Raw genomic sequence first — 19215 nt, forward strand, 5'->3', positions numbered from 1 at the left:
GTTTGTATGGCCAAAAAGAAATCCAATCAGCCGCATTTGGGATGCTCGTTTTGCGGTAAGAGTCAGGACCAAGTTCGTCGGCTGATCGCCGGACCGGACGTGTACATCTGCGACGAATGCGTCATCCTGTGCGAGGAAATCATCAACCAGGACGACATGGAAACGGAGCTGCAGGACGGACGACTGCTGACTCCGGAGGAACTGCACAGGAAGCTGGACGAATTCGTAATCGGACAGCAGCAGGCCAAGAAAATCCTCTCCGTGGCCGTGCACAATCACTATAAGCGGGTCTTCTACGCCCCGCAGATGACCGACGGCGTAGAGTTGGACAAAAGCAACATCCTGTTGATGGGCCCCACGGGCTCGGGCAAGACCTTGCTGGCCAAAACCCTGGCTCGGATCTTGAAAGTTCCCTTTGCCATCGCCGACGCCACCACCCTGACCGAAGCCGGATACGTGGGCGAGGACGTGGAAAACATTCTGGTGCAGCTGCTCCAGAACGCGGACTTCGACATCGAAACGGCCTCCAAGGGGATCATCTACATCGACGAGATCGACAAGGTCTCCCGCCGCTCCGACAGTCCCTCCATCACCCGGGACGTCTCCGGCGAAGGTGTCCAGCAGGCCCTGCTGAAGATCATCGAGGGCACGGAGGCCAACATCCCCCCAAAGGGCGGACGCAAGCATCCTCAGCAGGAATACATCCGGATGAACACCTCCAACATCCTGTTCATCGTTGGCGGGGCGTTCATCGGTCTGGAACGGATCATTCAGCAACGCACCCAATCCAAGTGCATGGGCTTCGGAGCCGCCCTGACGTCGCCCAATAACGAGGATGCCTGCTCCTTCCTGGACCAAGTCCAGCCCATGGATCTGATCAAGTTCGGCTTTATCCCCGAACTGGTGGGACGGCTGCCCATTCTTGCCTCGCTCAAGGACCTGACGGAGGACGACCTGGTCCGCATCCTGACCGAGCCGAAGAACGCCCTGATCAAGCAATACCAAAAATTGTTCGAGATGGAGAACGTCCGCTTGCGCTTTACCCAGGACTCCCTGCGGGGCATCGCCCGCCAGGCCATTGAGCGCAAGACCGGGGCCCGAGGGCTGCGCAACGTGCTGGAGACCATCATGCTGAACATCTCCTACCGGCTGCCGTCGCTGACCGGCGTCAAGGAGTGCGTGGTCAACCAGTCCGTGGTGGAGAACGAATCCGAACCGCTGTTGATTTACGAGCAGGAAGTCAAGACCGCCTGAGCGCAAGGCCGCGTGCCTTTGCAAAGGATAGCCCATGCCGGAGAAGAAAGAGAAAAAAAACCAGATCGGCGTCGCGCCGGAAATTCATCTGCCGTTGATGACCTTGCGGGAAGTGGTCATGTTCCCGCGGGCCATCATGCCGTTGTTCGTCGGACGTGAGACGTCCATTCGGGCCATTGAGCGCGCACTGAACAAGTTCGACAAGCAGATCTACCTGGTCACCCAAAAACATCCCGAGGCCGAGGACCCGTCCCCCGACGACCTGTACGACCTAGGCACGGTCAGCCGGATTCTGCAGTTGCTCCGGCTTCCGGACGGGACCATCAAGGTGCTGTTCGAGGGACTTTACCGAGCCACGTGGTCCAAGGAGTACGGCATCCAGGAGATTGAGCCCGGATACCCCATGGTCCTGGCCCACGGAATGGTCGGCGAGGACGCGGCCACACCGGAGGCCCTGGCCTTGATCCGAGCGGTCCAGGACTCCCTCCAGGACTACGCCAAGATCAATAAGAAGCTGGCTCCGGAAACCATGGCCGCCATCAACTCCCTGAATACTCCGGGGCGACTGGCGGACAGCCTGATGCCGCACTTGAAAGTTCCCTTCGCGGACAAACAGGCGGCCCTGGAACAGCCCAATCCCCAGGTTCGCCTGGAAAACGCCTACGAGTTGCTGCTCAAGGACATTGAGCTGACGTCCCTGGAAAAAAAGGTCAAAAGCCGAGTCAAGCAGCAGATGGAGCGCAACCACCGGGATTTCTACCTCAACGAGCAGATCAAGGCCATCCAGAAGGAAATGGGGCGGGGCGAGGAGGAGGCCGGCCAGGAACTCGAAGAATTGGCCAAACAACTTGAAGCCCTGGATCTGCCCAACGAGGCTCGGGAAAAATGCGCCAAGGAAATCAAAAAACTACGGCAGATGTCGCCGCAGTCCGCGGAATTCACCGTGGTCCGCAACTACGTGGATTGGATACTGAACCTGCCTTGGAACGCCATCCAACCCACCTCCCTGGACCTCAAGGCCGCCCAGACCATCCTGGACGAGGACCATTTCGCCCTGGACAAGCCCAAGGAGCGGATTCTGGAATACCTGGCCGTGCAGACCCTGGTGGAGAAGATCAAGGGCCCGATCCTCTGCCTGGTCGGGCCTCCCGGCGTGGGCAAGACCTCTTTGGCCAAATCCGTGGCCCGGGCCATGGGTCGGGAGTTCGTGCGCATCTCCTTGGGCGGTGTCCGGGACGAGGCCGAGATTCGCGGCCACCGGCGGACCTACATCGGAGCCCTGCCGGGCAAGATCATCCAGTCCCTGCGGCGGGTGAAATTCAATAACCCGGTGTTCTGCCTGGACGAAGTGGACAAGATGAGCACGGATTTCCGAGGCGATCCGTCCGCCGCGCTTCTGGAAGTGTTGGACCCGGAACAGAACGACGCCTTCAGCGATCACTATCTGGATCTGGATTACGATCTGTCCAAGATCTTCTTCATCACCACGGCCAACACCCTGCACTCCATTCCCGGCCCCTTGCGGGACCGCATGGAGATCATCCGCCTGCCCGGCTACCTGGAAGTGGAAAAGACACGCATCGCCAAGGACTTTTTAACGCCCCGCCTGCTGACCAAGCACGGCCTGACCGCTTCGGACATGACCTTTTCCGAGGGCGCGGTTCTGGAGATCATCCGCCGCTACACCCGAGAGGCCGGAGTGCGCAACCTGGAGCGGGAAATGGCCTCCATCTGTCGCAAGGTGGCCCGCAAGGTGGTGGAGGAAGGACGGGCCGACAAGCCCGTGGCCGTGAGCAAGACCATGGTCGCCACGTACCTGGGCGTGGCGAAGTTTCGCTACGGCGAGCGGGAGGAGCGGTCCCAGCCCGGTGTGGCCACGGGACTGGCCTGGACCGAAATGGGAGGTGAACTGCTTCTGGTGGAGGTCTCCCTGATGCCGGGCACCGGCAAGGTGGAGATCACCGGCAAGCTGGGCGACGTGATGCAGGAGTCGGCCCGGGCCGCCTGGAGCTATGTCCGCTCCCGCTCGGACCTGTTCGGACTGCGCCCGGACTTTTACAAGGAAATCGACATCCACATCCACGTTCCGGAAGGCGCCACGCCCAAGGACGGCCCCTCCGCCGGAATCACCCTGGCCACCAGCGTGATCTCGGCCCTGCTCAACCTGCCGGTGCGCAACGACCTGGCCATGACCGGGGAAATCACCCTGCGCGGCCGCGTACTGCCCATCGGCGGAGTCCGGGAAAAACTTCTGGCCGCGCACCGCGGGTTGATCGCCAAGGTGATCATCCCGGCGGACAACGCCAAGGATCTCAAAGAAGTCCCGGCAAACATCCTCAAGGACCTGGAAATCATCACCGTGGAACACATGGACGAAGTCCTCTGCCACGCCCTGACCGTGGGCGTGCGCGAAGACATTTTCTGCGTCCCCCCCACGGACATTCTGCCCCTGTCCCGCCGACTGCTCAAAGAGGAACATCAGCCCAGGACGCAGTAAACGAGGCAAGCGATACCCGCCACAGGAACAACAAAGAAGCGGCAAAGCTGATCAAAAAAGGGGTTGGATGATGCGATCATCCAACCCCTTTGAATTTTCTGGCAATGTTGGCACTGCCGGCGAAATTGGCGCAACACCCGCGACCAAGTGGCACAATACTGATACAACGCAAACATGACTGATCACGTAACGCCTTTGTTTGTGAGGAAAAACAGGCGTTTTCCGATTCCTACTCATCCGTCGAATAAGCATTTTTTAGACAAAAGGGAGGAAGGGCAGGCGTTTGACGGGCATTTTTTTCGCCTTGTCTTGCACCCTTCCGTCATGGCATAGGAAAGCAGGACAAAAGCGGAAAAACCTTTTACCCGAAAAACACGGGACAACCCTTTGCCCGAAAAAAGTGGGATAGCAGCGAGGAAAAAATGACCATTCCAAAGAAGCGCACAAAAAAAGGCTTACGATTTTCATCGTAAGCCTTTGATTGTTCTGGTGGGTCACCAAGGAATCGAACCTTGAACCTCCGGATTAAGAGTCCGCTGCTCTGCCAGTTGAGCTAGTGACCCAGGGACGTGCCGCTCGCGGCAAGACAGCACCTATAGACCTCACTCATGTACCTTGTCAAGGCGGATTTGAATGAAGCGTATTTTTTTGAGGCATCAAGCGGAAAGTATGGAACGAGGCAGGTTCGTTTCGGGACGGGCATGGTTGTTTGGTTCTTACCTGCTGTTGATCGGTCTTGGGATCGCCCTAGGGGCCGGGATCGGCCCTTGGGAGCGATTGGCTCGCGGTGACGCGGCTCCGGCACCGTATTCGTCCAGGCTGGAGACGTATGTGCTGGATGAGGATTTTGGCCTATTGCCCGCGGGCGCGACGGTGGGGGTGTATTGGGTGACTCCGGCACCGGGCTGGTACGCTTACGGGCACGAGCCCGGTGCCACCGGCATGCCAACCACGTTGCAGGCCATGCTCGCGCCGGGCGAGGAATATCTGCGCGTGCTGTATCCTCCGGGCGTCGTGATCGAGGACAGCCTGGAGCCCGGTGTGATGGTGGAGGCCTTCAAGGAGGCCACTCCGCTTTTCGTCGTTTTACCCGGCGAGGAGGTTTTGCGGGAACGCGACGTTCTTCATGTCCACCTGCGGATGTTGTTGTGCTCGGATCGCAGTTGCTGGCCCATTGATCTGCGCGAAGATCATGAGGTCGCGGACCTTCTGAAGCGAACGCGTCACGTTTCGGAGGATGAACCGGACTGGACCGAACGGCTGTTGACGGCGGCCCCTGGAGCCACGACGACCCCGTTCGTTCGGCCCGGTTCCGCAAGCGCTCCGGTCACGGAGTCGGCGCTCATCGAATTCGCTCCGGAGCGGCTTGAACCCGTTTCCTTTCAGCCCGGGTTGGAGGTTCGCGGCTTGGGCAAAGCCTTGCTGCTGGCCCTACTCGGGGGATTGATCCTGAACTTGACTCCCTGCGTGCTGCCCGTGGTCAGCCTGAAGCTGCGCGGTCTGATTCCGGATGCGTCCTCCGGGGATATGGAAAGCCAGCGCAAGGCGTTCCGGGATCACAACCAGCTCTTCGCCTTGGGCATTTTGACGTTTTTCATGATTCTGGCGTTTCTGCTCTCCCTGACCGGGATGGTCTGGGGCCAGATATTTCAAAGCCCGACCACGGTCATCGTCCTGGCCACGCTTTTACTGGCTTTGAGCCTGAGTCTGTTCGGCGTCTTCAATCTTCCGGTGATCGATCTGAAGATGGGTCGCAAGGGGGAATCCTCCCTGTCCAGCGAGGGACAGGCGTATTTCACGGGGATGTTGGCCACGCTTTTGGCCACTCCGTGCAGTGGGCCGTTTTTGGGCGGAGTCCTGGCCTGGACCCTGGTCCAGCCGCCGCTGGTGGTGGCCGGGGTGTTCTTCTGCGTGGGTCTGGGCATGGCCACGCCATACTTCGTAGTCAGTTTCTTTCCCAATCTGGTCCGCTTCCTGCCCAGACCCGGCAACTGGACGCTCTACCTGGAAAAGGCCCTGGGGTTTTTGCTTCTGGCCACCTGCATTTACCTGTTGACCTTTCTGCCCGGTGAATTCCTGTTCCCCGTGCTTATCTTGTTCTGGGCCACGGGCATGGCCTCCTGGATTTGGGGTGGATGGACGAATCTGTCGCATTCGGCCTTACGACGCTGGTCGATACGGGCCGGGGCCTTGGTTCTGGTGCTGGCCGCGGGAGGCTGGGCCTTGACCGCCAAGCCCGTGTCCAGCGATTGGGAGCCGTTTTCCTCGGAATTGTACGTCCAGGCTCTGGGCACGGACCGGATGCTCGTGGAATTTACCGCGGAATGGTGCCCGAATTGCAAGTTTCTGGAAAAAACCGTGCTCACTCCGGGCAATCTCGCCCCGTTTCAGGACAAGTACGGCCTGCGCCTGGTCAAAGTGGACCTGACCCATGACAATCCGGACGGAATGGCCCTGTTGCGCGGCCTGGGCAGCCAAAGCATCCCCCTGGTGGCAATCTTTGATCACGGCGAATCGGCGGAGCGTCCGATGATTCTCCGGGATCTCTTCACCTTGGGACAACTGGAGCAGGCCCTGGAGTCGGCCTTTGACCCGTAATGAGGAGCGACGACCTGGTCGGGGTTGGGTGAAGCGCCCGGCCTTACGCCGCCAACAGATAGTCGCGACCCGGAAGGTATCCCCGCCCGCGCAGGAAGTGCTCGATGTCTTCGGCCCCGCCGTGCCCGGCGACGTAGGAAACCAGAAAGGCCCGTCCCGGAGAAGGAGCCTCGTCGCGGTGGATGACGGGACGACCGGCCACGCGACGATTGATCTTGCACGGATCGATGTCCAGCCAGGCGGTGATCTCCACGCCGTGATCCAAAAGCATTTCCGCCCGACGGCGAGTGATTCGGCCCGCGCCCATGACCATGATGCGGGGATGATGCGGATTATGCTTCGCCAGCCATTTTGCCAGATAAGCGGCCTTGACGGCGTAGAATTCCCGGACGCCGTAGCGAGGGTGGGTCCGGGAAAGGCGATGCGGAGGGTCGTTCCAGACGTAAAACGTCTCGGGTAGCTTGGCCATGCGCACGCCGAGGCTCAGCCAGCGCAGCCAGAGTTCATAGTCTTCGGGAAACGGCCCGTCCCGATAGACGCCGAACCGGTGAACCAGTTCCTTGCGGAACAGTACGGTGGGATGGACCAGGGGGGATTCGCGGAACCGGCCCAAGCTGATCCGTTCCTGGGTCAGCAGAGTGTTGGTCCAGTCCAAATGTCGTTTGTACCCTCCGGCATGTTCCGCGCTCCCGCCGAACGCGGCCCGGCAGGCGACGAGGCCGACGTCCGGATTTTGCCGCAGGAAGTCGACCTGTTTTTGGAGTCGCTCCGGATGGCTTACGTCATCGGCGTCCATGCGCGCAATGTACTCGCCGCCCGCGGCGGTCAGCCCGTGATTCAGGGCCTGAACGATCCCTCCGTGCTTGATTCCCAGCACCCGCACGCGACGGTCGTTCCGGGCATATTCCTGAAGGACGGCTCGGGTGGCGGACGTTTCCGGCGCATCAGGAGGTTCGGGGCCGCCTGGGGTTCCGCGAGGGCCGTCCTCTGGACGGTCGTCGGAACCGTCGTCCACCGCGATAATTTCCAGGTCCGTGAAGGATTGACGCAGCAGACTGTCCAGCGCATCCGGCAAGGTAGCGGCGGCGTTGTGGACGGGCAGAAGAACGGAAATCATGGCAATTCTTGAATTCTTGGCAAAATGGCGTAAAGGTCCGAAGGACATGCCGGTGGTTGAAACAAAGGTCAAGCCCGATTATGCCGGGAATATCCGAATATAATTTTGGGTAAAGTCCGGACAAGAATCCCAAGGAGCCCGCCGTGAGACGACCTCGAATCTCCCTCGGGGTGAAAATTCTGGGATTGATTTCCCTGGTGACCTGTTTGGTGTTTTTCGGCCTTTTCGCGGCCAATTACTACTGGAAACAAAAGATCACCATTCACCAGATCGACCGCCTGGGCCTGCGCGTTTCCGAATTGCTGAGCATGGCCATCGACGGCCCGATGCGCCGAGGCGACAATCCCGGGACCCATGAGCAATTTCGTATAGCCTCGGATTTGTACGAGGACATCCGGATCTACCTGACGGATTTCCGCGGCAACATCACGTATTCCACGGAACCCGAAACCCTGAGACGCGACCTGCTTGACCTGTACGACCATTCTGAGGTCCGTGACATGCTCGACGTCAGTCTGACCGAGGGGATGGACTCGGGCATGCTTTTGGAACTGCGGGATCGTCCCTACTACCTGCGCGTCAGGAGCATCACCAACAGTCCGGAATGCCACCATTGTCACGGCGCAAGTCAACCGACCCTCGGCGCGTTGTTCGAGTTTCAAGACATGCACGAGGACTTCTCCCAGCTCCGGACCATGCAGATGTACGGCGGGCTGATGGCTTTCGGCGGGCTGGCGGCGCTGTTGGCCTGCGTTTTGTTTTATTTGCGCACGCACCTGCTGGACCGCATCGGCAAGCTGTCCCGGGTCAGTCAGGCGATTCGCCGGGGAAATTATTCCGAGGACTTCGGCATTCAGGGCTCGGATGAACTCAGCGAATTGGGGCACAACCTTTCCACCATGGTCCACCGGCTGCAGGCCGCGGAGAAATACGCCGCCATCGGCGAGTTTTCCACGTACATCGCCCATGAAATCCGCAACCCGCTTTTCGCCATCGGCGGCTTTGCCAATACCCTGGTTCGAGCGCCGGGGCTGGACGACACCAGTATGCAAAAGCTCAGGATCATCCTCAGCGAATCCAAGCGGCTGGACGACATCTTACGGACATTCATCAATTTTTCGCGTCCCCTGGAACTGACCATGAGCCCGGTGCGGATCGACATGTTGGTAAAAGAGGTGGCGCGCTCCCTGGACGCATCCATCCTTGCCCCGAACATCCGTGCTCGACTGGATCTGACCGAAACGACCCCCTCCATTGTCACGGATCCGGAAATGGTCCGGCAGTGTCTGAAAAATTTGATCAAAAACGCCGTATCCACCATGCCTTCCGGCGGTGAACTGCGGATTTCCGTCCGAGAAGGCCGGGACAACGTTGTCTTGGAGGTCGCCGACACTGGGCACGGCCTGCCCAGCGATGTTCTGGATCATCCCTTCAATCCGTTCACTAGCCTGGAATTGGCGATGACCCGGAAGATCGTGATCGACCTGGGTGGAGAACTGCACCTGGAAAGCAGTCGGGAGACGGGAACCACGGCCACGTTGCGTCTGCCCAAGATCCGAAGCGCGGAGGCGGGAGTGAAAGGGGCCTGAGTCAGGAGACCGTGGGCGGTGGGGGGTGTCAAGAGTTGGGGCGGAGATTGTGAATGGAACGTGAAAATACCGTGAGAGGGGAAGAGAGTTGGAACTGATCATTGCCACGAAAAATAAGGGCAAAGCCACAGAAATCGCTGCATTGTTGGAGAAATTCGACGTGCGGGTGCTGACCATGGACGCCTTTCCGGAAATTGGCGAAATTCCGGAAACAGGCGAGACGTTCGAGGAGAACGCCTTGATAAAGGCTAGGGCCGTGGCCCGGTTGACAGGACTGACGTCCTTGGCGGACGACTCCGGTCTGGAAGTGGACGCCCTGGCGGATGCGCCGGGTGTGTATTCAGCCCGGTTCAGTGGCCCTGACGCCACGGATGAGACGAACAACGCCCTGTTGTTGTCCCGGCTGGAAGGAATTCCCTGGGAGGACCGAGGGGCTCGTTTCGTCAGCGTGATCGCGGTCCATGCCCCGGTGATGGGCGGCAAGGAATTGCTGGCCAGAGGGACATGGTCCGGCAGGATCGCGATCTCCCCTCAAGGCCGGAACGGCTTTGGCTATGATCCGCTGTTTTTCGACGAGGAACTCAGCCTGACGTCCGCCCAACTGGAACCGACCGAAAAAAACAAACGCAGCCACAGGGCCGCGGCCCTGCGCCGCTTGGCCGACGCCTGGCCAGACTTCATCCGCGCAATTCAGGGCAAGGGCTCGAAGGGCTAGCAGGAGGCCCCAGGGCAGATTTGCACTCTGTAACATCTTCATAATACGAGAACATTAGACAGCTTGATGTTCAAAGTGCATCCCCATGGGGCACCAGCATACGTCGAAATTAAAATCGCTCTCTAAATCGGAAAGTTGTCAGAAACCGATTTCAATCATGATTTCGATTTGGATACCGACCAGATAACGTGTATGAGCCGAAATCAAATTAGCCCTGCAGGAGGCCCGGTAACCCCTTGACTTCAGGGCTAATGATGGTCACTTTGAAGTGCGCGACTGCCATTGGCGGTCCTTCCCGGCATCTTTGCAGCTTTTCTTGCCGCCATTCCGAGTCCCGGTCCTGCAACGATTCGTTGTCGCGGCCCGTTTCACAACCCCGATCTTACATCAGAATCTCTTCAGACACGCCGAGGCGCCCATGCCGATACGCCATCTCTGGATACTGTTTTTCGTTTTATTCTTGTCGTGTGGTGGGCCGCTGCCAACCTTCGGCCATGCCAGCGCCGAGCGCGACTACACCAGCGCTTGGAACGAATTTCAGCGCCTGCTCAAGGAGCCGGGCCAAGCCCAGAACCGCAACGCGTGGCTGGCCGCGCGCAACATGTTCAACAGCGCTTTTCAAAAAGCCCCGGAAGGACCCGAGGCGCCCAAGGCATTATTCTATCTTGGTCGGGTCCACGAGGAAATGGGGTTGCGCTTCGGTCAGGCTTCGGATTTTTCTCAGGCCGCGGACTACTATGGGCGGGTCGCCCTGCGGTTCGCCAACCATACCTGGGCGGACGACGCCCTGCTGCGCAAGGCCAAAATTCATCTGGAACACCTGAATGATTCGGCCCAAGCGTACATCGACCTGCTGTCCATCGTCCACAATCACTCCAAGGGCGACATGGCCCCGCAAGCTCAGGCCATGCTCCGCGAGTTGGACTCGACATTCCTGGCCAAGGTCAACGCATCCGGGGCCGGGCCGGGCAGCGCGGTCGCGGCCACGGTCCCCACCTCTTCCTCCGCCCGGACGACCGAGCCCGCAGTCCAGGCATCCTTGAGCGGCCCGGTTACTTCGCCTTCGCGCTCCGCCGGTCCGGACCCCGACGGCGCACGCTTGACCCAGGTACGCTACTGGAGCAGCGACGAGTACACCCGTGTGGTGTTGGATGTGAATTCCGAGGTCGCCTACAGCCATCGCCTGCTCAACCCCGATCCGGATCTGGGGACGCCTCATCGGCTGCTGATCGACCTGCAAGGGACGGTTCTGGGGCCGGAAGCCCCGGCCCAACTCCATGTGGCCGACGGTATTTTGCGTCAAGTGCGTACCGGTCAGAATCAGCCCCAGGTCAGCCGGGTGGTGCTGGACATTCAGCGCCTGGAGGACTTTCGCGTCTTTACCCTGGAAGGCCCGTTCCGGATCGTGGTCGACATCAGCGGGGCCAAATCCAAAGTCTTGGCTGGCGCGCGGGCTCCGCAAGCGTCTGCCGCAGGTCAACCTCGTCCGCAAGTCTCCCCCCGCTCTGAAGACGTGACGGGCAGTCTGATCGAACAGCTGGGGCTGACGGTCAGCACGATCATGATCGACCCCGGACATGGAGGAAAAGATCCAGGAGCCGTGGCTCACGGATTAAAGGAAAAAGACATCAATCTCCGCATGTCCAGAATTCTGGGACGGATGCTGGAGGAAAAAGGATTTCGGGTCCTGTACACCCGGACCACGGACGTTTTCATTCCCTTGGAGGAGCGCACGGCCATGGCCAACGCCCAAAAGGCGGACCTGTTCCTGTCCATCCACGCCAACGCTCATCCGAACCCGAACATGAAGGGATTCGAAATTTATTCACTGAACTTGGCCAGGAACCAGGATGCCGTGCGGGTGGCGGCCAGGGAGAACGCGGTGTCCTCAAAAAAAATCAGCGATTTGCAGCTGATTTTGACGGATCTGATGCTCAATTCCAAGATTACCGAGTCGCGGGAACTGGCCACCAAGATTCACGGAAACACCATCAATGGCATGCGCCGCACCCATCCCAAACTCGCGGACCGAGGCATACGGGAAGCCCCGTTCTATGTGCTGATGGGTGCCAAAATGCCGGCGGTGCTGATTGAAATGGGCTACTTGACCAACCGGGAAGAAGCCCGGCTCCTGAATACCGACGCCTATCTGCGGACCCTGGCCACGAACCTTCTACAAGGGGTCCTGGCTTACCGCGATCACATTGAGCGGCACGCGAAATTGTAGTTCGTGGAACCTCCGCCAAACCCGCTATTGCTTTTCCTGAAACAACGAAAAGGCCCTGCGGCGTGTTCATCACACCGCAGGGCTTTTTTTTGCGAAGTTGAAATATTGGTAACGACTCAGCTCATCCGGGTCAATGCGGCCTGGATAGCGGTAACGCGCCCGCCTTCGCGGTATGACTGACTCGGGAACGGCATTGAAAAAAACGTCTTTCCCGCGAAAGCGGGAATCCAGCCTCGGGATGAGGCTCTACCCAAGCTGTCCTGAATAGTTACAAATATTGTTCAGTGCGTTTCGGAGGGAGCGTTTGGGAGGAACTTCTTGATGAATTTTCGGTCGATAAAGTCCTTGATCCAAAAGGGCGCGCGTCCGCCGAAGGCGACGCCGCTTTTGTACAGGATGCCTTGCCCCCCACCGATGTTGAAGATCAACAGGTAGGCTCCACCCGGATCAAAGGCTTTCAGAGAACGTCCTTCCAGGTGGGCCTGGAGGTTGTGCAGCAGCACGGGATTCTGACGCACGGCATAGACGCCCACCTTGTCCAGCGGTCTGGGCACAAAGGTTATGCAGTCGCCTCCGCCGAAAATGTCCGGGTGGGAAAGGCTTTGCAGGCATTGGTCAACCAGCAGTCCGCCGTCCTCGCTCACCTCCAGGCCGGACGCCCGAAAGACCGGCGAAGGCCGGACCCCCAGGGCCAAAAAAATCACGTCCTGGACATACCGCTTTCCGTTTTCCAGATGGATTTCTCCGGATTGCACGGACCGCACGTAGCTCCCCTCCACGACCTCGATTCCCCGTTTGCGCAGGACCTTTCCGGCCAGACGGCAAACTCTTTCCGGCATGTTCCTGAGCAGTTTGCCACCGGTAAACAGTTGCACGACGCAGCCGTTGCCCCCGTTTTCCCTGCCCGCGGACCAGGCGTTGCCGGCGATTTCCAGGGCCGCCGGACCGCCGCCGCACACTCCCACCCGGATCGAATGATCACGGGTCAGTTCATGGACGCGTTGGCGGGCTTTCCAGAGTTGTTCAATGGGTTTGGCCGGGAAAACGGACCGTGATGCAACGGCCGCCCCCGGTCCATTCGCCCCATCCTGATTGTCGCAAGCGACCACCCCCTGAGGGACGAAGCTGCCCAGGTTGCAGCTCAGCACGTCATAGGGCTCTTCGTGGCCGGAATCCAGAATCACCACGTGACGGGCCGGGTCAATGCGCGCGACCTTGTCTTGGATAAAGACTCCGCCCCGACTTTCCACCATGTCGCGCACCGGAAAACTGATTTCCTCCGGCTGGTAGGTCCCTCCGAGCATGCCCGGCCCCATGCCGGAGTAGTAGTGGCGCTCTCCGGGACCGATGGCGGTTACCTGATGACCTTTGGCCACCAGCTCCGGAATGGCGGCCATCACGGCCATGTGCGCGTGGCCGGCTCCGGCCAGGAGAAGTTTGGGCATGGCTCAAGGTGCTCGTCGGTTCTTCACGGGATCACGGTTTCATTCTCAGGAGAAAACCGGCGGATGTATTCCGGAACATCGAACTTACGGGCGCAGCCGGTAGCGCTCATGTAGCGGATCTGTCCGAAAATCGACCGCTCGAACCAGGGCCGATCATGCACGCCTCCGATGCTCCAGGCAATACCGGCGTAACCGTTGGGATCCCGTCCGTCCAGTTCGTAGGTGTCGTTGAGCAGGATGGCGATCTTCACGGCCTCCTCCGGGGACGGGGTCCACTCCAGGATTTTCTTGGCCCAGTACATGCGCATGTAGCCGTGCATCTTTCCGGTCTCGGTCATTTCCCGCTGGGCCGCGTTCCAGAGCGGATCATGGGTGGCACCGGTTTCGAAAGTATGAAGATCGTAGATGTAATCCCGCTTGTCCGCGCGATGCTTGTCCAAGGTTTTCCGGGCCCAGTCCGGAAAACCTTCCACCCGGTCATAGGCTTGGTTATACCAGCAAAAATTGTCCGCCAATTCCCGGCGGACGATCAGTTCCTCCAGAAAGGCTTCTCTGGACTCGGTGGATGCCGATGAGCGCAACACCTCCCACGCGACGCGCTGGGCCGATATCTGGCCGAAATGCAGGTAAGGGGACAGGTTGGAGAGCACCGGAGCGTTGGGGTCGTTACGTTGGGAGTACGCGTCCAGACGATGCTCCAGAAATTTCCGGAACACCTCCTCCCCACCGCGTTCGCCCGGGCGGAGCCAATCCACTTCCGCCACGTCGCTGTTCACCTGGAGACGCTTTCTGACAGCGCCCCAGTCCGTGGCCTTGTTGAAGGCATCCGCCGAGGGTGGCGCGGGGAAGGCGGGAACCTCGGGAAACGGCGTCAGAAACTCATCCAGCTTGCGGTGAATCTTGGGACGGAGGGTCCGGGCCGCGTACTCCTGCTTTGGGGAGACCTCCCGGCAGGGCACGATGTTATGGGCATCCACTTCAAAGAACGGAATGGTCAGATTCGCCAGTACGTCCTGTTTCCAAGCCCGTTTGACACGCAACGGATCGAAATCCGTGACCAGGACACGGGCATTGAACCCACGAAGCATGTCCAGCAGAATCAGAGGAACATCCCCCAGCCGGAGTACGAAAGGGATACCGCGGCGGCGCAGGTTCGCTTCCACCTCGGTTAGGCCGTTGAGCATGAATCCGTACTGGCGAATGGTCGCCCCCAGAAAGGAAGGCGACAGGCAAAAGACCACGACCAGCGGGACCTCGCGCTCCAGGGCCAGGTTCGCGGCGAAGAGCAAGGCCCAATTGTCCCGGACCCGCTGATCCCGGCTCATCCAGTAGACGACCGGGCCGCCTGGGGTCTCGGTGATCTGGTTGAGCCCCGTGACGCGGGCGGGATGGACTCTTTGAGTCCGGCTCATGATTCAATGCCTCCAAGCTTGATTCAAGAAGTGCGCCCCACGCAAGCAAAGCCAACGCCTCACCCTGGGTTCGTCGCCGGTAACAAAGGTTGAGCCCACAAGCCTTGAGGAGGTTGTCAGATCCTTCCCCGAGGTTGATTAATCGTAACTACTCAGCACAGAGGAATTCTGTTGCCGGGGTCGGAATCGGGATCGGGATCGGGATCGAAAACGCTGGGATGCGTTCTAAATTCTTCCTGTTCGATTCCGACTCCGATACCGACCCCGACACCGATTGCCGGAGCAAGATCGGACACAAAATGTACTGAGTAGTTACGATTAATCAATCTCTTTGCCACGCATCAGCCGCGAAAGTCGTTTCAGTGGATTCATCGGCCTGCGAACCCCGAACCTCTTGATCAGGAATGGGTCTTGGCCGTGACCGTTCACTCCCGGATCCAAGGTGACTGCGGTCTGGTATCCCGCCTGCCGGACACATTCGACAATCTGAGGCGTAACCTCTCCATATGGATAACAAAAGGACAGTACCGGGACCTGAAAAGTATCTTCAAGCATCTTGCGCGAGCCGTCAATTTCCTGCATGGCTTGGCGGCGCGGGATTGCGGGCAGATGGGGATGGGTCATGGTGTGCGAGCCGATCCTGAAGCCTTGGTCCAGCCACTCCCGGATCTGTTCTTTGTTCATCAAGGAACCGACGACTTCCCCATGGACAGTATCCCAAACATTGGTCTTGCCGAGCATCCCGGCCACGATATAGAGCATGGCCGGGGCCTGATGCCGTTTGAGAATCGGGGCGGCATTCTCCAAAACATTGGAATAGCCGTCGTCAAAGGTCAGGACGGCGTTTTTTTGGGCATTGTCCGGGGCAAACGAGGCAGGCAGGTCCACAAAAGAAAATCCTGCGGTCCTCAGTTCCGCGAGCTGACGGTTGAGTACTCTCGGACTGACGTAAAGTCCTCGGATACGGGCTTTCCATGGACAAGAGCGGATCTGATGATAGGTCAGAACCGGAACGCCGTTTTGAAAAACATCGCGCATCCGGTTGAGTGAGGTATAGTTTTTGTTCATGGGCCATGCCCAGGGATTGGGCATTCAAAGAGGTTAAAGATTGTGCGTATTTTACATGTGAATGCCGGACGTAACTGGGGGGGCAAGGAATCCCGGTTGCTTACGGAAATGGAGTGGTTGGTCCATAACGGCCATGAAGTTCTTTTGGTCTGTGAACCGGACTCTCAGCTTTACATCGTCGGCCGCGGCAGGGGCCTGCCCGTGCGGGCTTTGCGGATGCGCAAACGGCATAATATTGGGGCGGCGTTAAGTCTGCGTCGTATTGCCCGGATGTTCGACCCGGATGTTGTCAACATTCATACCGGCGTGGACGCCTATCTGTGCGCTTCCATGAAACTATGCGGTCGGCCCACTGTGCGCATGCAGAACATTCATGTCAGCGGCCGCCAAAAAGTTTCCACGCGCTTGAGCTATCGCCTTTTCTGCCACCGGATCATCTGTCCAACCACGATTCTCCAACGCACCCTGATTTCCGAGTTTGGCTTCGCCCCGGACAGGATCGACATCATCCCGGACGGCGTTGATGTTGTAAAATTTCATCCTGATTATGACAGGCAGCGGTTTCGGGATGCATTACAGATCAAGGACGATCAAATACTGGTGGGGATGGTCTCCATGCTGCGCCCTGAAAAAGGGCATCATCTTTTTCTGCAAGCCGCAAAAATGATCCTGGCCAAAAGAACCGACTGCAGGTTTGTCATGGTCGGCTCGCCCACCAATGATGCACGCTCGGTTCTCGCGGAAATTCAGGAGACCATTCGACAATGCTGCGGCAGCCTTGATCCGACCAATCCGATCGTGCATCTGGACTTTCGCGAGGATATTCCAGAAGTTCTCTGCGCCCTGGACATCTTTGTCCAACCTTCACGCTATGAAGCTCAGGGCTTGGCCATTGCCGAAGCCATGGCCTGCCGAACAGCGGTCGTGGCGACAAATGTCGGCGGCATTCCGGAACGGGTCCGGCACGACCAAACAGGTCTGCTGACCGAACCGGCCAACCCGGATGATCTCGCGGGGCAAATTGAACTCCTTGCGGACAATCCCAGCCTGCGGGCCAAGCTGGCGGAAAATGGTCATACCCTGCTCCGTGAGCAAGGAACCCTGGACCAGACCATGCAAAAGACTCTGGCATCGTATGCCCAAGCCGCCAGACAGGTTCGGGGGGGGACACCGCATACCGAAATGATCAGGTTGCAAGATCTTACCCCTGCCCACCTCCCGGTCCGGCGAAGCGCAGGCAGAGCGCGGTGATGTCGTCGGATTGCTGGGCCGCGCCCACATGCAGGGCCACGTCCTCCAACACGACCTGGATGGTCTGTTCCGCGGAGACAATGGGAGCGGCCTCCATCGTGGTCAGCAGGCGCTCGTCCGAATACACGGCCAGTTCCTCGTCCATGGCCTCGGTGATCCCGTCCGTGTACAGAAAAATCATCTCGCCAGGGGCCAGGTCAATTTCCAAGGTATTGTAGGGGATGTCCTCCACGGCACCGACCATGGGACCGCTCCGGCCTTCCAGAAAGCGCACCCCGTCATGGTTTTTAATCACCGGCTTGTTGTGCCCGCCATTGGCGAAAAGCAACCGCCCGGTGCGGGTGTTCAGAACGCCAACGAACAGGGTCACGAACATGGAATTGGGATTATCCGGGGCCAGGTCGTTGTTCATGATTTCCATGATTGGGCCGGGATCGCGATCCCTGGCACCAGCGGTGCGCAGCAGGGTTCGGGTGATGGCCATGAACAGGGCCGCGGGCACGCCCTTGCCCGAGACGTCGCCCACGGCAAAACAAATGTGGTCCTCGTCCATGAAGAAGAAATCGTAGAGATCCCCGCCGACTTCCTTGGCGGACTTCAGCGTGGCGAACAGATCGAACTCCCGGCGCTCGGGAAAGGGTGGAAAAGTCTTGGGCAGCAGCCCGAGCTGGATTTCCCGGGCCACGTTCAGCTCGCCTTCGATCCGCTCGTTGGCCGCCGTGGTTTCGATGAGCGACCTGATGTTCTCGCGCAGCGACCCTTCCATGAACATCAAGGCCGTGGCCAGACGCCCCACTTCGTCCTTGTGTCGTTGAGGCAAATGGCGAATGGCCGCGGATTGGTCCTGAACCTCCTGGGCCGTGAAATCGGTTTCCGGCAGGGCCTTGGCGTAGTCCGCCAGGGCGTTCAACGGCTTGGCGATCCGCCCGGCCAACACCAACCCTAACACCAGCCCGGCCAGAAGCACTGCCAGGATGATCCCGGACAACCTGGCCACGAGGTTCCGGGCCGGCGCCTCCACCTCGTCCACGTAGGTCAGGGCCGCGACATACCAGCCCAAGGCCCGGAAATAGCCGCAAAAGACTTCCTGCTCGCGGATATGGCCCGCGGCGTCCGCAGCTTGCGGTACAAAGCGCATGGATAAGCGATCCCTGGCCGCAGCCAAGCCCTTCAGCTCATCCAACAGCGGCTTGCCGGTCAGGGCGTTGATGGCCGTGCCCGGATCTAAGTTGTTATCCTCCGGCCCGATGAGCACTTCGCCCTGGGCGTTGAACAGGATCACGGAACCCGACTGGGCAATCCGGATCTTGCTGAAATTGGCCCGCAGGTTGTTCAGCAGTTCCTCCAACTTGCGCTCACCTTCCTGCTCCAACTCATCGATGTCCACGGCAGCGCCGATGATCCAATCCGTGGGGGGATAATGGACAAACCACCCGAATTTCTTTATCGGCTGGCCGTGCCCGGTCCAGGTCCAATAAAACATGCTGGAAATCTCGCCCAGACGCCGCGCTTCCGAGTTCACGGCTTCAGCCATCGGACTGCCCTTGATATCCCGGAGCAGGTTCAAGTCACCGCCTCGGGCGTCCGGATCCGAGTGAGCCAGAAGTGTGCCTTGGGCATCGAAAACGATGAACTCCCCCTCCTCGGCCAGACGAGGGCGGCTCAACCAGTCCAGGGCTCGGGATTCAGCCCTGGCGCGGGCTTCCCCCGACAGGTCGGACATGGTAAATATCTCGTCCAGCGTGGTTCGTGCGACCATGGTCAAGCCGCGCAGGGCGCGGCGGTGGGCGTTGACCGCGTCCACCCGGCTGCGCACCAGATCCCGGTATCCGCTTTGGATGTTCAGTTCCACCAGTTCCAGCACGTTGCGGGCGCTGCGCTGTTCCGCCTCGAACATGGCCTGCTTCACGTCCCGGTCGGTGAAGTAGAGGACGAACACGGCCACCAGGGCCAGAATGACGCTGACCAGCAAGAAAATTTTCGTTTTCAGGGAATGAAACACTGTTGTCTCCGTACGCTCGCAACGCGGGGTTGATTGAGGG

At 59.3% G+C, this 19215-nt stretch carries 12 protein-coding genes and 1 tRNA gene; 7 read left to right on the forward strand and 6 right to left on the reverse strand.

Translation table 11 applies throughout. The annotated features are described in order from the left end of the window. Window positions 1-6 precede the first annotated feature (6 nt). Both clpX and lon read left to right on the forward strand, forming a co-directional pair. Window positions 7-1254, forward strand: a complete 1248-nt coding sequence (gene clpX / locus DESLA_RS0110790) for an ATP-dependent Clp protease ATP-binding subunit ClpX (RefSeq protein WP_028572450.1) — start codon at window positions 7-9, stop codon at window positions 1252-1254. 34 nt (window positions 1255-1288) lie between these two features. Then, window positions 1289-3751, forward strand: a complete 2463-nt coding sequence (gene lon, locus DESLA_RS0110795; protein WP_051434598.1) for an endopeptidase La — start codon at window positions 1289-1291, stop codon at window positions 3749-3751. A 487-nt stretch (window positions 3752-4238) separates the two neighbouring features. On the opposite strand, the gene DESLA_RS0110800 is transcribed toward lon, so the two are convergent. Next, window positions 4239-4314, reverse strand: a tRNA-Lys gene (locus tag DESLA_RS0110800). A 142-nt stretch (window positions 4315-4456) separates the two neighbouring features. Between DESLA_RS0110800 and DESLA_RS20045 the strand changes: the two genes are divergently transcribed. After that, window positions 4457-6349: a protein-disulfide reductase DsbD family protein gene (locus DESLA_RS20045; protein WP_169732619.1), complete on the forward strand. Its 1893-nt coding sequence runs from the start codon at window positions 4457-4459 to the stop codon at window positions 6347-6349. 43 nt (window positions 6350-6392) lie between these two features. Here the strand turns inward: DESLA_RS20045 and DESLA_RS0110810 are convergent, their stop codons facing one another. Further along, the gene (locus tag DESLA_RS0110810) at window positions 6393-7466 is read right to left on the reverse strand and encodes a glycosyltransferase (protein ID WP_028572452.1); all 1074 of its coding nucleotides are present in this window, start codon (window positions 7464-7466) and stop codon (window positions 6393-6395) included. Between the two features lie 143 nt (window positions 7467-7609). Between DESLA_RS0110810 and DESLA_RS21780 the strand changes: the two genes are divergently transcribed. The 3 genes from DESLA_RS21780 to DESLA_RS0110830 all read left to right on the forward strand — a co-directional run bounded on the left by DESLA_RS21780 (window position 7610) and on the right by DESLA_RS0110830 (window position 11997). After that, window positions 7610-9055: an ATP-binding protein gene (locus DESLA_RS21780; RefSeq protein WP_156932933.1), complete on the forward strand. Its 1446-nt coding sequence runs from the start codon at window positions 7610-7612 to the stop codon at window positions 9053-9055. An 88-nt stretch (window positions 9056-9143) separates the two neighbouring features. Continuing rightward, on the forward strand, window positions 9144-9770 hold the full coding sequence (locus DESLA_RS0110825) for an XTP/dITP diphosphatase (RefSeq protein ID WP_028572453.1): 627 nt from the start codon (window positions 9144-9146) through the stop codon (window positions 9768-9770). 418 nt (window positions 9771-10188) lie between these two features. Next, a complete protein-coding gene (locus DESLA_RS0110830; RefSeq protein ID WP_028572454.1) occupies window positions 10189-11997 on the forward strand; it encodes an N-acetylmuramoyl-L-alanine amidase in 1809 nt (602 codons plus the stop codon). A gap of 281 nt (window positions 11998-12278) precedes the next feature. On the opposite strand, the gene DESLA_RS0110835 is transcribed toward DESLA_RS0110830, so the two are convergent. The 3 genes from DESLA_RS0110835 to DESLA_RS20055 all read right to left on the reverse strand — a co-directional run bounded on the left by DESLA_RS0110835 (window position 12279) and on the right by DESLA_RS20055 (window position 15922). Beyond that, complete coding sequence (locus DESLA_RS0110835) at window positions 12279-13442, reverse strand: NAD(P)/FAD-dependent oxidoreductase (protein WP_028572455.1); 1164 nt, start codon at window positions 13440-13442, stop codon at window positions 12279-12281. A 23-nt stretch (window positions 13443-13465) separates the two neighbouring features. Continuing rightward, a complete protein-coding gene (locus DESLA_RS0110840; RefSeq protein WP_028572456.1) occupies window positions 13466-14854 on the reverse strand; it encodes a deoxyribodipyrimidine photo-lyase in 1389 nt (462 codons plus the stop codon). 318 nt (window positions 14855-15172) lie between these two features. Then, window positions 15173-15922 (reverse strand): polysaccharide deacetylase family protein, encoded by a 750-nt coding sequence (locus tag DESLA_RS20055; RefSeq protein WP_051434601.1) that lies wholly within the window; start codon window positions 15920-15922, stop codon window positions 15173-15175. Between the two features lie 42 nt (window positions 15923-15964). On the opposite strand from DESLA_RS20055, the gene DESLA_RS0110855 reads away from it, so the two are divergent. Continuing rightward, window positions 15965-17173 carry a glycosyltransferase family 4 protein gene (locus DESLA_RS0110855; RefSeq protein ID WP_156932934.1) on the forward strand — a complete coding sequence of 403 codons (1209 nt, stop codon included), beginning with the start codon at window positions 15965-15967 and terminating at the stop codon, window positions 17171-17173. Here DESLA_RS0110855 and DESLA_RS0110860 read toward each other — a convergent pair. Continuing rightward, complete coding sequence (locus DESLA_RS0110860) at window positions 17124-19175, reverse strand: SpoIIE family protein phosphatase (RefSeq protein ID WP_028572458.1); 2052 nt, start codon at window positions 19173-19175, stop codon at window positions 17124-17126. The two genes, DESLA_RS0110855 and DESLA_RS0110860, sit on opposite strands and share 50 nt — an antisense overlap. Window positions 19176-19215 lie beyond the last annotated feature (40 nt).

Source organism: Desulfonatronum lacustre DSM 10312 (assembly GCF_000519265.1).
Taxonomy (GTDB): domain Bacteria; phylum Desulfobacterota; class Desulfovibrionia; order Desulfovibrionales; family Desulfonatronaceae; genus Desulfonatronum; species Desulfonatronum lacustre.

Bases quoted from the DNA above. Each gene is read 5' to 3' on its own strand.
- DESLA_RS0110830 (WP_028572454.1), top strand. From the start codon at position 10,189: ATGCCGATACGCCATCTCTGGATACTGTTTTTCGTTTTATTCTTGTCG.
- DESLA_RS20055 (WP_051434601.1), bottom strand. From the start codon at position 15,922: ATGAACAAAAACTATACCTCACTCAACCGGATGCGCGATGTTTTTCAA.
- clpX (WP_028572450.1), top strand. From the start codon at position 7: ATGGCCAAAAAGAAATCCAATCAGCCGCATTTGGGATGCTCGTTTTGC.
- DESLA_RS0110840 (WP_028572456.1), bottom strand. From the start codon at position 14,854: ATGAGCCGGACTCAAAGAGTCCATCCCGCCCGCGTCACGGGGCTCAAC.
- lon (WP_051434598.1), top strand. From the start codon at position 1,289: ATGCCGGAGAAGAAAGAGAAAAAAAACCAGATCGGCGTCGCGCCGGAA.
- DESLA_RS0110835 (WP_028572455.1), bottom strand. From the start codon at position 13,442: ATGCCCAAACTTCTCCTGGCCGGAGCCGGCCACGCGCACATGGCCGTG.
- DESLA_RS0110810 (WP_028572452.1), bottom strand. From the start codon at position 7,466: ATGATTTCCGTTCTTCTGCCCGTCCACAACGCCGCCGCTACCTTGCCG.